Source organism: Flavihumibacter profundi (assembly GCF_020076305.1).
GTDB classification, from domain to species: Bacteria; Bacteroidota; Bacteroidia; order Chitinophagales; family Chitinophagaceae; genus Flavihumibacter; species Flavihumibacter profundi.
The window spans coordinates 77,289-92,727 of the sequence record NZ_JAIQXE010000002.1 but is presented as its reverse complement, the minus strand read 5'-3'; the positions used below and the strand labels follow the sequence as shown (position 1 = coordinate 92,727).

General features: G+C 43.4%; 14 protein-coding genes. 6 read left to right on the top strand and 8 right to left on the bottom strand.

Annotated features, from left to right (window positions below; all coding sequences use genetic code 11):
• The first annotated feature begins 18 nt into the window (after window positions 1–18).
• The 3 genes from LAQ65_RS10150 (at window position 19) to LAQ65_RS10140 (ending at window position 1,364) form a co-directional block, all read left to right on the top strand.
• Window positions 19–453 (top strand): IPExxxVDY family protein, encoded by a 435-nt coding sequence (locus LAQ65_RS10150; RefSeq protein ID WP_224116853.1) that lies wholly within the window; start codon window positions 19–21, stop codon window positions 451–453.
• A gap of 83 nt (window positions 454–536) precedes the next feature.
• Entirely contained in the window at window positions 537–1,091 is a 555-nt protein-coding gene (locus LAQ65_RS10145; protein WP_224116852.1) for a hypothetical protein, read from the top strand.
• Window positions 1,092–1,127: 36 nt separating this feature from the next.
• Window positions 1,128–1,364 (top strand): 4a-hydroxytetrahydrobiopterin dehydratase, encoded by a 237-nt coding sequence (locus tag LAQ65_RS10140; protein WP_224116851.1) that lies wholly within the window; start codon window positions 1,128–1,130, stop codon window positions 1,362–1,364.
• 3 nt (window positions 1,365–1,367) lie between these two features.
• On the opposite strand, the gene selD is transcribed toward LAQ65_RS10140, so the two are convergent.
• The 4 genes from selD to LAQ65_RS10120 all read right to left on the bottom strand — a co-directional run bounded on the left by selD (window position 1,368) and on the right by LAQ65_RS10120 (window position 6,500).
• Window positions 1,368–2,423, bottom strand: a complete 1,056-nt coding sequence (selD, locus tag LAQ65_RS10135) for a selenide, water dikinase SelD (RefSeq protein WP_224116850.1) — start codon at window positions 2,421–2,423, stop codon at window positions 1,368–1,370.
• Between the two features lie 6 nt (window positions 2,424–2,429).
• Window positions 2,430–3,506, bottom strand: a complete 1,077-nt coding sequence (gene mnmH / locus LAQ65_RS10130) for a tRNA 2-selenouridine(34) synthase MnmH (protein WP_224116849.1) — start codon at window positions 3,504–3,506, stop codon at window positions 2,430–2,432.
• A gap of 115 nt (window positions 3,507–3,621) precedes the next feature.
• Window positions 3,622–5,322 carry a transcription termination factor Rho gene (gene rho, locus LAQ65_RS10125; RefSeq protein WP_224116848.1) on the bottom strand — a complete coding sequence of 567 codons (1,701 nt, stop codon included), beginning with the start codon at window positions 5,320–5,322 and terminating at the stop codon, window positions 3,622–3,624.
• 191 nt (window positions 5,323–5,513) lie between these two features.
• Complete coding sequence (locus LAQ65_RS10120; RefSeq protein WP_224116847.1) at window positions 5,514–6,500, bottom strand: 2-hydroxyacid dehydrogenase; 987 nt, start codon at window positions 6,498–6,500, stop codon at window positions 5,514–5,516.
• Between the two features lie 80 nt (window positions 6,501–6,580).
• Here LAQ65_RS10120 and asnS point away from each other — a divergent pair, with 80 nt between their 5' ends.
• Window positions 6,581–8,017 carry an asparagine--tRNA ligase gene (asnS, locus tag LAQ65_RS10115; RefSeq protein ID WP_224116846.1) on the top strand — a complete coding sequence of 479 codons (1,437 nt, stop codon included), beginning with the start codon at window positions 6,581–6,583 and terminating at the stop codon, window positions 8,015–8,017.
• Between the two features lie 73 nt (window positions 8,018–8,090).
• Window positions 8,091–8,678, top strand: coding sequence for a helix-turn-helix domain-containing protein (locus LAQ65_RS10110; RefSeq protein ID WP_224116845.1), 588 nt, complete (start codon window positions 8,091–8,093; stop codon window positions 8,676–8,678).
• A gap of 15 nt (window positions 8,679–8,693) precedes the next feature.
• Here the strand turns inward: LAQ65_RS10110 and LAQ65_RS10105 are convergent, their stop codons facing one another.
• The 3 genes from LAQ65_RS10105 to pbfA are packed head-to-tail and all read right to left on the bottom strand — an operon-like array spanning window position 8,694 to window position 13,081.
• A complete protein-coding gene (locus LAQ65_RS10105) occupies window positions 8,694–9,998 on the bottom strand; it encodes a DUF5690 family protein (protein ID WP_224116844.1) in 1,305 nt (434 codons plus the stop codon).
• A complete protein-coding gene (locus tag LAQ65_RS10100; protein WP_224116843.1) occupies window positions 9,995–11,692 on the bottom strand; it encodes an alkaline phosphatase family protein in 1,698 nt (565 codons plus the stop codon). The genes LAQ65_RS10105 and LAQ65_RS10100 overlap by 4 nt, the downstream gene beginning before the upstream one ends.
• A 21-nt stretch (window positions 11,693–11,713) precedes the next feature.
• Entirely contained in the window at window positions 11,714–13,081 is a 1,368-nt protein-coding gene (gene pbfA / locus LAQ65_RS10095; RefSeq protein ID WP_224116842.1) for a (R)-1-hydroxy-2-aminoethylphosphonate ammonia-lyase, read from the bottom strand.
• 237 nt (window positions 13,082–13,318) lie between these two features.
• Between pbfA and LAQ65_RS10090 the strand changes: the two genes are divergently transcribed.
• Entirely contained in the window at window positions 13,319–13,867 is a 549-nt protein-coding gene (locus LAQ65_RS10090) for an ExbD/TolR family protein (protein WP_224116841.1), read from the top strand.
• Here the strand turns inward: LAQ65_RS10090 and LAQ65_RS10085 are convergent.
• Window positions 13,848–15,425 (bottom strand): hypothetical protein, encoded by a 1,578-nt coding sequence (locus tag LAQ65_RS10085; protein ID WP_224116840.1) that lies wholly within the window; start codon window positions 15,423–15,425, stop codon window positions 13,848–13,850. The genes LAQ65_RS10090 and LAQ65_RS10085 overlap by 20 nt on opposite strands.
• Between the last annotated feature and the right edge of the window lie 14 nt (window positions 15,426–15,439).

Genomic DNA, 15,439 nt, shown 5'->3' with positions numbered 1-15,439 from the left:
CAGGCACCAACCAGAATCATGAGATTAAAGCTTGATGTGGCCGAGATGGCCGAAGAATTTTTTGATGATGCACACCTGCTCGGTATCGTAGCACCGATCAAAGACTACCAGTTTTGCTGGCACCTGAACCAAAGATTCAGGTTTCATTTCCGGATCAATAATGAAATTGAGATCCAGATGACCAAGAAAAACCGCAATTACTATTTCCCGATTTTTGAATACCCCGAACCTAACCAATTCAGAAATCATTATCTTTATAATAACCAGCATGATGGTGAATACCTTCTGCCCGAATTCAGGCACCTTGATTTTCTCTGGCTCATAAAGGGCGATAACCTGGATTTAAACCTTATTCAAGAAATCATTCAGTCGATCAAGTCAATTAATGGAGTCCAGCTAGTACTGGAACTGACCAATGAAAAAATAAAAAATAAGGAGCACCTAATATTCTAAAATGGGGCTTTCGGGAAAGTTAAAGCATAAAACAATATGGCTTCATCAACTTTTTAGCTCTTCAAAGCAAAAAGTTGTTGGAAATGGTAGGTTATTTCAATGAAATATATATTTATTATAAAATAGAACTCCACCCTAATCCCCATTGCAGGAAAACGCTTAAGAATGGATATTATATTAAGCAATTGAATCTGCAAGACTTCAATCGTTCTGGTATCATAGAATTTGATCAGGGAAAAATTGATTTGTTCAAACGGCGGTTGGACAGTAGAGAATACCTTGCTTTTGGCATATTCAAAGGAGAGTTATTAGTTTATTATTTCTGGCTTGCACTTAAAGAAATTGAATTGCCCCAATCTTTGGCGGTTAAAAGTACCTTAGTTCTGGCTCCTGATTCAGGATACCTTGTAGATGGTTATTGTCATCCAGATCACCGAGGCCAGGGGCTTCATGGTTATATGACTTGTTATCTTTTGCAGGTTTTAGCTAAATATGGACGCCAGTATGCGATAACAATTATTCAAAAAGAAAACCGTGCTGCACGTAAATCACAGGAAGGAATTGGATTCATGCCTTTTAAAAAAATTCTACTCAGGGGATTTGGAGAGCAGGCGCAATTTTTTAAAATGCGATATTAAATCCAGCGCGAATTAATTATTGCTTTAAATTAGGTTATGTGGAATGAAATCAACAATGCCCTCTACCAGAAGTTTGAATTCGCGAATTTTTCCGAAGCTTTCGCTTTCATGACCCGGGTGGCATTAGAGGCGGAAAAAATGAATCACCATCCCCGGTGGACCAATGTTTATAACCAGGTTGAAATATGGCTGAATACCCATGATGCCGGAGATACCGTAACGGAAAAAGACCACCTGCTGGCTAAGAAAATCGACAAGCTGTTCAACCGCTGATCTTTATTTCACTTCAACTACATGGTGCCCTGCCGGCACCAGGCGACCAATTGGTTCTATGTATTTTCCTAAACCGAAACCAATGAAAAGGTCCTGCACTTCCTGCAATGAAGCGGGGTCTACTGCTATCAGCAATCCGCCATTGGTTTGTGGATCTGCCAGGAGGCTGATTGCATCTGCTTCATTAAGGTTTTGGGCAAAAGAAACTTTTTCGCAATAACTGGCCCAGTTCCTGTTAGTACCACCAGGAACCATTTTCCTGGCAATACCTTCACGCACACCTTCAAGGACAGGAATTCCACCATACTCTATTTCAGCCGTTAATCCACTTCCGCCTGCCATTTCTATTAAATGGCCCAATAAGCCAAAACCGGTAATGTCAGTCATCGCATGAACACCTTTTATTTGACCAAGTGCGGCTCCGGCACTGTTGAGTCGCATCAGCTGTTCTACAAAAGCAGTATAATATTCCTGGTCAAGGGCTTTGCGTTTCTGCGCAGTTGAAAGCACTCCCGTGCCCAAAGATTTTGTCATTAACAGCAGGTCACCGGCTTTAGCGGTATTATTCTGCTTAAGGTTCTTAATGTCAACCAGGCCGTTTACCGCCAATCCGAATATAGGCTCTGGCGAATCAATGCTATGTCCGCCAGCTAATGGAATTCCGGCAGCAGCGCAGGTTGCCCTTGCTCCTTCCAGCACCCGCCTGGCTACCGACGCCGGTAATTTATCAACCGGCCAGCCCAGGATAGCAATGGCCAATAAAGGCTTCCCACCCATTGCATATACATCACTGATTGCATTTGCGGAAGCAATCCTGCCAAAATCGTAAGCATCGTCTACGATGGGCATGAAAAAGTCGGTGGTTGAGATCAGTGCAGTGCCATTCCCCAGGTCATAGGCAGCAGCATCATCTTTAGACTGGTTGCCCACCAGCAAATTCTTTGCTTCCGGGGCGGGAATATCAGTATGCAGGATCTGGTCCAGTACCTGAGGCGAAATTTTACAGCCACAACCAGCTCCATGCGAAAATTGCGTCAAGGCATAATGAATCTCACTCATATTAAATCAATTCGTCAGGTTAAACAATAATTGCGCATTGCGCAAATCATCAACAGCATCAGCAGGTATATTTACCACTGGGGGACATCCGGACTCCCTGCTGTTTAATCCTTTCAGGTACCATTTATCATAGTACTTCAGCAATATGGCAAACGCCCCATTAAGATCATTTTCCACAAGGCAGTTTATGGCAGTTTTGGTTTCAAGTCCGCCTAATCTTTTCTGGATACGCAACACTGCATTGATCAGTTTATCACGGTCTGTCCGGCCGTAATCTTTAAGGATATACTGCAAACGGCTTTCAAAAGGTATATCCAGGAAATAACAAGGGGAATTCCGCATCTGTTTGTAAAAATCCGGGGGAATTAAAACCGTGCCGATACGCAGGCTTTCATCTTCAATCCAGCAGGACTTGTTTGTTGCCTGTTGTTGCAGGCGAAACAACTCCATCGCCAGTTTATTTTCAAACATCTCCTGCGATGGCTGATCAGGTTGCCCGAAGTGGCCAAAGGCCGACCCCTTATGCGATGCCAGGGCTTCCAGGTCTATAACGGGATCGCCTAATCGTCCTAATCGTTTTAGCAAAGCTGTTTTACCGCTTCCGGTGTAACCACCCACTATCTTGATAGCATATGGGATAGTAAAACTATGCAGGGCAAACTTCCTGAAGGCTTTATAGCCACCAATTAAAGTGTATACCTTAAACCCATATAAATCGAGCAGCCAGGCCACACCGGCACTTCGCATTCCGCCCCTCCAGCAATGCACCAGTACGGTACCTGCAGGCTTTTCTTCATTGCTCCCGGTTGATTTACTCCTCTTTTCCAGCAAGCTCTCCACTTCTTCCACCATGCCCCGCATCTTGGGACCAAAATATCCGAGGCCGATTTTGATAGCCTGCTCCCTGCTGTTTTGCTTATAAGCCGTGCCAACCACTTTCCTTTCATCATCCGTAAATAACGGTAAAGAATAAGCACCTGGAATTGCGGCATGTGAAAACTCAGCCGGACTGCGTACATCCAGTACCTGGTGATGTTCGGACAGCTGCAGGAACCTAGTGATATCAACTTGTTGTATAGCCACTTTCTCAGTTTAATTCCAGATAACAATCTACAAAACAAATGCAGTATGCCTGCTGTATTAATTGCAAAAAACCGGCTCAGTGGAGCCGGCTTTTTTTATAATGATCATTATGAAACTAGCCATTCATACTGGCCAGGAATTCTTCATTGCTTTTTGTTCCGCGCATCCTTTTAAGCAGCTCAGACATCGCTTCTTCAGTATTCATGTCATTGAGGTAAAGACGCAGCAGGTTCATCCTCTGCAGCACTTCCCTGTCGAGCAGCAGGTCATCCCTCCTGGTAGAAGAAGCAACCAGGTCAATAGCAGGGTATATGCGGCGGTTCGCCAAACGACGATCCAGTTGTAATTCCATATTACCGGTACCCTTGAATTCTTCAAAGATCACTTCATCCATTTTTGATCCTGTATCAATAAGGGCTGTTGCAAGTATGGTAAGTGATCCGCCATTTTCGATTTTACGTGCGGCACCAAAAAACTGTTTTGGTTTTTGCATCGCATTAGCTTCCACACCACCACTCAGTACTTTACCGGATGAAGGGGCAACCGTATTATGGGCACGTGCCAGTCGCGTGATGGAATCAAGCAGGATGATTACATCATGGCCGCATTCAACAAGGCGCTTGGCCTTTGACAAAGCGATGGTAGACACTTTTACGTGTTTTTCAGCCGGCTCATCAAAGGTAGATGCAATCACTTCAGCCTTAACGCTACGTTCCATATCGGTAACCTCTTCCGGGCGCTCATCTATTAATACCACCATAAGGTAGCAATCCGGGTGATTGGCAGAAATAGCATTGGCGATTTCCTTCAGCAAAACCGTTTTACCGGTTTTAGGCTGTGCTACAATCAAACCACGCTGTCCCTTGCCGATAGGAGTGAACAAATCGATCATACGTGTGCTATAACCGTTTGGTTCTGCAAAAAGGTTTAGCTTTTCAAAAGGGAACAGTGGGGTCAGGTATTCAAAAGGAACCCTGTCGCGTACTTCCTCTGGTGTCCTGCCATTAATATATTCCACTTTCAACAGTGCGAAATATTTTTCACCTTCTTTTGGCGGACGAACAGACCCATTTACAGTATCTCCGGTTTTAAGTCCGAATAACTTGATCTGTGAAGGCGATACATATACATCATCTGGTGAAGACAAATAGTTATAGTCGCTGCTCCTTAAAAACCCATATCCGTCGGGCATCATTTCCAATACCCCTTCTGCCGGAATTACTCCGTCGAATTCAATATTGAAAAAATCGCGGTCGCGCCGTGGTTGTTGCTGGTATTGGCGCGGAGCTTGTTCTACCGGGGCAACCACTGGGGCTGGTTCAGCAGCCTGGCGCAGCTTTTCCCCCACTTCAGCTTCTGCAGCCACAGTTTGAACTTCCGGCGGGGCCACTTTCCCAGGTGCTTTAACCTCTGGTTCAGCAGCCTGGTCATCCGTTTTCTTACGACCTCGTTTGGCAGGCAATTTTTCTTCCTTGCGAACCGGTTCAGCTGCAACAGGTGCAGAAGGTGCAGCAATAGGCTCTTCCTTCCGGACCAATGGTTTGCGGGGCTCTGGTTTACGGGGCTTCTCCTCATCGCTTTCAACGATAGCTTCCTCAGTACTATTGCCTGTGGTTGCTTTTACAATGCGTTTGCGCTTGGTTTTATCACCGGAATCAGAACCCTTTCCTTCACTGGCGATAACAGCTTGCCTGTCCAGGATTTTGTAAATCAGCTCCTGTTTGTCCAGTTTTTTTGCATTTGAGATTTTTAGTTGCTCCGCAATATCGAGCAACTCAGGAACGAGCATGTCGTTCAGTTGCAAAATGTCATACATACTAAGACTTGTGCGTTTTGTGAGATTTCAATCAGCCTTACTTCTTGAAAAAAATAGAATTGAGTGATCGGTTGGGTGGACTTCAAGTGATGAGTTGGTGAGCTGGTAGAGAACTGATCAGCTTGGTTCCAATTGCAATTTTAGGCTAAAATGGTCAGAATCAAAAATAATAATAGTTGAATTTCCGGATTTCACCCCAATATACTATTCTTAACAGGCAGGCCGGCAGCATACAAGTCAATATTTTCAAGTGTTGTGACCGCTATCTGGGTAAGTGCTTCTTCTGTAAAAAAGCCCTGGTGGGCGGTGATTAGCACATTAGGGAAGCTGATCAGGCGTAAAATCAGATCATCTTCAATGAGTTCTTCACTTCGGTCATAAAAAAATAATTTTTCCTCCTGCTCATAGACATCAATACCCAGATAGCCCAGCCGGCCGCTTTTTAAGGCATTTATGGCAGCCTCGGTATCAACCAGGGCGCCCCTGCTGGTATTGATCAGCATGCTCCCCGGCTTTATCATCGACAGGGTTTGGTCATTAATGAGGTGGCGGGTTTGGTCGTTCAACGGGCAATGCAAAGAAAGGATATCTGACTGTTCAAGAATATCCATAATGGGCAGGTATTTTACCCCATTAGCTTCCAGGTCGCGGTTGGCGATTATATCAAATGCTAATACCCGGCAACCAAAGCCCCCCATAATTCCTGCAAATACAGCACCTATTTTCCCGGTTCCAATAACCCCCACGGTTTTGCCATATAGGTCAAAGCCGGTCAGGCGATCAAGGGAAAAATTCCCTTCCCTTACCCGGTTATATGCTTTATGGATTTTCCTGTTCAGCGATAAGATCAGGGCCACGGCGTGTTCCGCCACAGCATGCGGTGAATATGCAGGCACCCTTACAACAGCGAAGTCCAGTTCCGACGCGGCCTTCAGGTCAACATTATTATAGCCGGCACAACGCAGGGCAATTATTTCCACCCCCAGCTGTTGAAGAATTTGAAGTACTTCCTTGTCAAGCACATCATTTACAAAAACACAAACAGCCCTGCAGCCCTTTGCCAGGGCAGCGGTCTCCCTGCCAAGCCTTGCCTCGAAATATACCAGTTCGTGCTCTTTGTTAAAGCGGGTAAAGTATTGCCGGTCGTAGGGTTGGGTAGAAAAAAAGGCAATTTTCATATGAAAGTTTCCCAATAAAAATAAGCAGAATCCGCCTAAACACCGAATCGGCTTATCTTTGCCCTCCTTAAATAATGGCTATGTTCAACAAGCGTGTAAAAATCAAAGAATTGCTGACCTGGGAACCGGCACAGCAGGAAGTAACCGTAATGGGATGGGTACGCACCTTCCGTAACAACCAGTTTATCGCACTGAATGACGGCTCTACCAATACCAACCTGCAGGTTGTAGTAACCCTGGGACAATATGATGATGATTTCCTGAAACGCATTACCACCAGCTGTTCCTTAAAAGTGACCGGGACCGTTATCCCTTCACAGGGTAAAGGACAGAAACTGGAGATCAAAGCCAATACAGTGGAGATCCTGGGAGACAGCGACGCCGAAAAATATCCACTACAACCCAAAAAACATAGTCTTGAATTCCTCCGGGAGAAAGCGCACCTGCGTTTTCGTACCAATACATTCGGTTCCGTTTTCCGCGTACGCCATGCCCTGGCCTTTGCTATCCACAAATTCTTCCATGAAAAAGGATTCCTTTACCTGCACACACCTATCATAACGGCCAGTGATGCAGAAGGTGCAGGCGAAATGTTCCGGGTAACCACATTGCCATTCGACAATCCACCCCGTGAAGCAGATGGCAGTATTAATTTTAAGGAAGACTTTTTCGGTAAAAGTACAAACCTGACCGTTAGCGGCCAGCTCGAGGGCGAATTAGGTGCTACAGCATTTGGTGATATTTATACCTTCGGCCCAACCTTTCGCGCAGAGAATTCCAATACCACAAGGCACCTGGCTGAATTCTGGATGATCGAACCAGAGATGGCTTTCAATGACCTGGAAGACAATATGAACCTGGCTGAATCTTTCATAAAATACATCATTCGCTTCGCGATGGAAAATAACCGCGAAGACCTTGAATTCCTGGCAACCCGTTTAGCTGAAGAGGAAAAAAGCCTGCCTGTTGATAAACGCAGTGAAATGGGCTTAATAGAAAAACTGGAATTTGTATTGAATAACGACTTCGAGCGGATCACTTATACAGAAGCCATAGACATTCTCTTACAGTCCCCTGCCTATAAGAAAAAGAAATTTCAATATGATGTAAAATGGGGTATCGATATGCAGAGCGAGCACGAAAGATACCTTGTTGAAAAACATTTCAGGAAACCGGTAATCGTTAGCAATTACCCGAAAGACATCAAGGCCTTTTATATGCGCCAGAATGATGACGGTAAAACTGTTGCCGCAATGGATATCCTTGCACCCGGCATCGGTGAAATTGTCGGCGGGTCACAAAGGGAAGAAAGAATGGACAAACTGGAAGCACGCATGAAAGAAATGCATATACCCGCAGATGAACTTTGGTGGTACCTTGATACACGCAGGTTCGGAACCGTGCCACACGCGGGTTTTGGACTGGGCTTCGAGCGCATGGTGCTGTTTGTAACCGGGATGAGTAATATCAGGGATGTTATTGCTTTTCCAAGAACACCAAAGAGTGCCGAATTTTAATAATTATTTTCTTTCCCATTGGCTTCAATATTAATACCTGCATGCAGGAGATGCACCCAATAACATATTCATTATGCAGGACAATATATTGATCCAGATTAGTAACAAAATCAAGGAAATCCGAAAGGAAAAAAATATAACCATTCAGGATTTGGCCAATAAAGCCCAGGTTAGCAAAGGATTGATCTCCCAGATTGAGAATAACCGTACCATCCCTTCCCTACCTGTATTAATGAAGATCATTGATTCCCTGGACCTGGACCTTACCGATTTTTTTAAAGACATAAGTTCACCGAAAAAAGCAGCCCAACGAATAGAATTAAAAACGCAGGAAGAATACCAACCTTTTGAAAAGGAATATGCCAAAGGATTTTTATACCGCCGGGTATTTACCCGCACACTCTACGGAAGGCCGGTTGATTTTGTATTGCTGGAATTAAAAAAAGGTGCGCGCCGCACCCGCAATGTAAAAACAGATTCCTATGAATACAATTATATGATCAAAGGGAAAGTAGAATACCAGATAGAAGACCAGAAATATATTTTTCAGGAAGGCGAGTCGCTTTTTTTTGATAGCCGGCTACCGCATAAAATAGCTAACACAGGTGATACTGATGCAATTATGCTGGTAGTTTATTTCTTTCTGCCTGATAATGAGTAAATAGTTCCTGGATTTTTAAACGGGCTCTGTTATTTTAATTTCATCTATTGAATGTTTCAATATCGATTTACGTTTGAAAAATAATGCTGCAAATACTAAAAATAGCAAACAAACTGCAGTAAGTAAATAGCTAAACTTCATGAGCACTTTAGCCCAGCTAAGGTCTTTCATAAAAAATTCCTTGTAAAGTAATAAAAAGACACTGCCCAGGTAACCGATTGAATCGCACAGGTAAACGAAAAATCCGGCATTGGCCCTGATTTTAAATAAAGCGATCATCCGCTCAAATAAAGCTATCTGCATTGGAATATACGCAAGGAACAAGCCTACCCCAATCAATTGCATCCACCAGAATGGTGATATAAGATGCTGCTGGAATAGAAAGGTGCTGAATGCGGCTAAAATAACGCCTACGGCGATAAGGAATTGCACACCCAAAAAACCCCGTGAATTGGTCTTGATTAATGATAAACAGCCAACGGCAAGAAGTACAATCAAGCCTGTGATAAGTTCTGTTCTTGAAAAAACGGTTTTATCAAACACCCCACCTATTTCATTCCATATTTCTACTGAAAAATTATCGCGGAAGTCACGCATGCACGCTAGCATTACATAGATTATAACGAAGCATAAAATCCCGGGACCGAAATTCCGCAAAACGGTCCGCTTATCTTCATTGGTCATTGGTGTCCTCTCCGCCCTTAAAAGAATATCTGTTTCATCCGGCGCCGGAATAACTGAAAGCATCCACACAAAAAACAGAAAAAACGGAAGAAAGATCAACCCAATCACCGCAGGCATCCAGAATTCAGAAATAAACCCAAACCAGCCATGGACCTCAAAATATACCGTCTTCAATATGCCGGAAGATACAATAAGGCTGATGCTGAGCCCCATCGCCAGCAGTTCAGTAAAACGCCTGCCTTCAAGATAACTGAACACAACCCCCCATACCATGCCAAGGGGTAATCCATTCATGAAGAGGAAAATAAAATTATACGAAGTACCCGCCAGCCCGAATAATACCAGTGCTACTTCTGCAAAAAGGATCAGCCCTGTAATTAAGAGTTTTCGCTGGGTGGGTTTTAGTTCTGAAATTACCTTGATTCCAATAAATTTCGATAACATATATCCAAGCACCTGAGCAATAATCAGCACACTTTTATATTCCATTCCCCACAAACTGTACCCGCTGTAAGTCCCTGCTGTAAAAGGTTTTCGAAATGCATACATGCAGAAATAAGTACCAAATGCAGCTATAACTGACCAGCCGATAAATGCAAACTTTGAACGCTGTAAAAGCTGTTGTATCTTTTTCAATTTTTCAAGAATAATTTGTTAGCAGGAATTATTTGACGGGGTATTTCCGGCCCTTTGTAATAAGCATCCAGCCAGAATCCTCCGAAACCATTAAAATATTCCACCCGGATAGCGTGTTTCCCTTTTCCAAGCTGAACAGCGCCTGCGGCTTCTATAACGCCATGGCCGCCATCATTATTTACTACTTCTTTATTGTCTATATAAAGGTTGCTTCCATCATCCGACTGGAGATAAAAAGTATACTGCCCCGGTTGGTCTATTTCCAGGAAACCATTAAAGACAACCCCAAAATTATCTTTGCCTTTACTGACCATTGAATTTACTTGTTCCTGGTCAATATTAAACTCATGGCTCACCCATTTCGAAGCAGGTTTAACATTTTCAAAAACTGGCAGCCTTTTCCAGTCCGTTCCTTCATAAAGTATTGTATTAAGGCCATTTCCACCACCGGATTTTAATACCCTGAAATAAGCGGCACTGGCCGGACTTTCATTCCCCTCGCTGTCATAAGACCTGGCTTTTACAACAGTCGTGGTATCCAGGCGGAAAGGGGATTTGTATTCCTTTGATGAAGAATCCGGTTCACTTCCGTTAGTTGTATAACGGATGGTGCTTCTGTTGGCAACCGATATTATCTCTACTGTTGCGGGAGTATCGATATATAATCCCCCTGCCTGCTGGTATAAATGCGGAGCAGGTGATATTACCGGTGATGCAATTAATTTTTTGCCTTTCCATAAATTAGCTGGTACTGAAAATCCTTCAAATGCACTTTTCACAGGCCTGCCGATCCAGGCATAAGGAGATTCCATATTTAATGCGAAAGCGATGGTTGCTGCAAGGTCATAAGTATATACTTCTTCCGGTATTTCATACCCCTTTTTAACACCTTTCCCATACAGGAACATCGCAATTTCCGCTTCCTCAATAGTTGCCCCGCCATGTCCATATCCCTTACCACCATGGTCGGATGTAACTATGATCAGGGTATTATCTTCTATACCGGCAGCCTTTACGCCATCCAGTACTTTACCGATAAGTGAATCCGCTTTTCCAATTGCTGCCAGGTAGGCTGGAGTACCATGTCCATCGTGGTGACCGGCATGATCAACATGATCCAGGTGGAGGAAAGCGAAAACTGGCTTTTTTGCTTTGATATAGTTAATGAAGTCTGTGGTAGTGGAATCTTCCGTAGAAAAAGTATGGTCATAATTCACGGCTTTCTTTTCGAACAGACGGCCAAAACCATCCCAATTATACACTGCCCCGATTTCTGCATCTGGCCGGTTCTGGTGTACAACGGAAAATATAGTGGGAAAAATACCTTCCTCGCCCCTTACAACAGGTGGGAGGGAGGCATTATCTTTTTCCCACTCATTACTTAAAACCCCATGCTGCTCAGGCCCCGCACCCATAATCATGGATGCCCAGTTTGTACTGCTGCTTGACGGCAATGCTGTCCGGACATTCCATTTTACCGATCCATCCGTAACCATTTTTTTGAGTACAGGCACATTGGCCTTACGGATCCCATCCGGACTCATGCCATCAACACCAATTACAATTACATGATCTATTCCTGGCGGGTAATTAGTTTTCCCACCCGTTTTACATCCGGTAATCATACAGGAAACCGCCACGCCAGTAATCAATAATTGAAATGTCCTTTGCAGGACTGGAATTTTATGAATCATAAATTATCCGATCTGGGAAAGTTATTTAGTAGTATACATGATTGCTTCTTCAACAATATCCAATGCCGCTGCAAGTTGATTTTGTTCAGTAATTAATGGTGGGTATAAGGATAAGACATTCCCTGCCGAAACCTTGAAGCTTAACCCGTTTTCCATGCAGCGGTACATGATCTTCTCTGCGGAAGCAATGTCTTTCGCTTTTGATTTGCGATCAGTAACCAGTTCCACTCCCCACAACATACCCATTCCTCTAACCTGGCCAATAATGCTATGACGGTCATACATGTTTTGCAAACGCTCACACATATACGCTTCCATCTTATTTACATGTTGCAATACCTTAAACTCTTCCATATAATCCAGTGCAGCCAGCGCTGCAGCAGCACCAAGGGGACTCTTTTCATGTGTATAGTGCCCAAGCGATATATGGCCGGCCACATTATATTCTTCGCGGCACATCATTGCAGCCATTGGGATGACTCCTGCACCCAGTCCCTTGCCGATCACTAATATATCAGGTTCAATATCATATTGCTGGTATGTAAAAACAGCACCAGTCCGTCCAAGGCATATCGGTATCTCATCCAGTATCAGCAATACCCCGTGTTTGTCACAAATTTCCCTAACCCTTTTCCAGTAAGCTTTTGAAGGCACTTTCACATCTGTGCTGCGAATCGTTTCTGCAACAACCGCCCCGATATCGCCTTCCTTTTCAATTACATATTCAATGTAATTGGCATAGGCGATATCGCTGTCTTCAGCATCCGGATTTGTCCACATCCCCCTGTAATTATCGGGTGGTGGCACATGGATATTCCCTGGAATCAGCGGACCAATATCTTTTTGGAACATGTATTCGCCACCAACTGTTATGCTATCCATGGAAGCGCCATGAAATGCGTCCCACATGGAGATTGTTTTATACTTTCCGGTTACTACTCTTGCAAGTTTAAGGGCGATTCCAATTGCAGAGGTACCGCCAGGCGCAAGCAGGACCCTTGAAAGCACGCCATTGGTTAAAGATGCAAGGCGCTCCGCCAGTTCAATGGCAACAGGATTTGTAAATCGCCTTGGTGAAAAAGGAAGTTCGTCCATCTGGGCTTTCACACGGTCCAGGATATATTTATTCCGGTATCCAAGGTGATGAACATTATTACCATGAAAATCGATATATGATTTGTCCTGTAGGTTGGTAATATAAATGCCTTCACAACTTTTCAGTACATCAAGGCAAGGCGTTGACAGTGACTGATGAAGGAAATACCTGGAATCAGCTTCCAGCATAGCTGTTGTTGCCGGATCATTATTCCTTTCTGCCCAATTTTTTCTCGCTTCAGAAAAATTGATATCGCCTTCTGTGCGCAAATGACTATTAATTTCTTTTCTCATACACTTTCGCTATCTATATCGTAAAAGTATTTACTGGTATAATAAATTGTTTAGGGATACTAATATATGTTTATTATTTATAAACACGCAATCGAAAAAAACCTTTTAAAAACTTGTAGGTTATATTTTTTTATGCCTAATACTTCCAGGCAACTACTGCCTGCATGCAAACTCCATATGTTGAATTCAATTTATGGAATCATCATCGTTTATCATCTAATTGAAAACCTTCACTTTATGGCTGAAATCATTAACAATACCCCTTCGGGCGGTAAGCAGGGAAGTATTGCCCGGTTGAAAAAGAATTCCACAAAAGTAGACCTCACCCCAATGGTAGACCTGGGCTTCCTCCTGATAACATTTTTTATCTTTTCAACAACCATGCAACAACAAAAAGCCCTCCGGTTTTACTTGCCTGCCGGCGGCACTCCTTCTAAAGTCGGTGAATCTACATCCCTGACCCTGGTGCCATCAGAAAACGATAAAGTTTATTTCTACCATGGAAGCCTGCCCAATGCCCTTCAGTCAAACCAGTTTGGCAGCATTGGTTTTGGTTTAAGTGATGGTGTGGGCCAGCTTATCCGCGAAAAGAAAAAAGCCCTGCGACTCCTTGGAAAGGAAAAAGACCTCACCATCATTATTTATCCCGACAAATCCAGTTCCTACAAAAACCTCGTGGACCTGCTGGATGAAATGCTGATTAACGATGTACGCAAATATTGCGTTGCCGAGGACAACAATGCCATTGCAAATTTGACCTTTGCAATTAAGGACGCTGGTAAATAATTGATTCAGGAATCCCATCGGATATTTTCGTCCAGTTTTTGATAACGAAGCCTTCGGGAATTTCAGTACCGGCAGGTACAAAGACAATTGAGATCCCATTGCCTTCAATTAATTCATTTGCCTTGCTGATGTCAGCAGGTAGTGAAAAATAATGGCTCCCCTCAGAAAAATAAGCTACGTACCAGGATCCGAATAATGTATAACCGCCGTCATCAGGCCATTTAGCCATCTTCTTCTTTTCCGGTGGAAGGGAAATAAAGCGCCGGGATGTCCTGTATTCTGCAATTGCAATCTCTTTATAGTGTGGCGGTGCTTTAAAAAAATTGCTATACAGGCTATGCCAGGCAAGGATAATATCTAATACAAGAAATAATGCAAAATATAACCACCGCCTTTTGTCCACCGAAAGAAAATAATCAAATAAAAATGCACCGGCAATAACAGACAATACCACGCTGGTCCAAACATACCTGTCTTCAACAAAAATCAACAGATACCCGCTAATATATAAAGTTGAAAAAGCGAATATTTTAAAATACTCATTCTTAAAAAGCCATTTGCCAATTGCAGGCATTCCTGCTAATTCTTTAATGCGTATTAAATAACTAACTATCATTAAAATCGTTCCAATGAAAACAATTAGCAGGGTATTTGTTGCACCTGTTAAAAACTGCAACAAATTTTTCCAGACTATTTTAAGCTGGAACAGGAAATTTTCACGGGATTCAAAAACAGAGTAATCGCGGAATCCGGACTTCAGGACCGGGTCTTCCCAGGCAAATACAGAATGGCTATGCGGTGGAGCAACAAAGCGGAGCATATACGCGTAATTATCATAGCGTGCAGCCCCGTGGTTAAACTTGGCGGTACCTGCAAGCATAAAATATCCGTACTTATGGTGCAAAGCCCATAGCCATGGTGATGCAAGGATAAAAAAGACCCCATACAGAAGCAATATATTTCCGAGTATCCTTTTTATCGGTAGCTCTTTTTGAACCACAAGGCTAGCTACCTCGAAAACCAGGAGTCCGGTTACAAAAAAGAAATTATAGGCCTTGGCAAAATATAAAAGGGCGATCCAGGTTCCCGTGATTAATGGTTTCCGCAGGAGCTTGCCGGTTAACCAATAAGGCAAAAAGAACAACAACAAAACTGTGACTGTTAAGTCAGGGGTAGTAACAGAAAAAACAAATCTTAAAAAAATGATAGCGAGTATTGAAAGGAATAAATTCCTGGAATAGCTTTTTATACCCAGGTATTGCATCAATTGGTTGCAGGCAAACAAGCCGCCCATGCCAACTATCAGGTTATACCATTTGAAAATGAAAAGCGGGTCAACCGGGATCCTGCAAAACAGGGCAATGACCCAGGAAATTAATGGCGACCAATATGCATTGACCGCATCCATCCAATAACCCCGGGAATAATTTTTTGCAATCGTAAGGTAACTGATGGCATCAGGATTTACCTGGTAACGAAGCGGGAAATATAAGATAAAACCTCCCAGCAGGTAAACGGCCAGTATAGCCCAAAACCAACCTGACCATTTTTCCGTCATACTATTCATGTTTT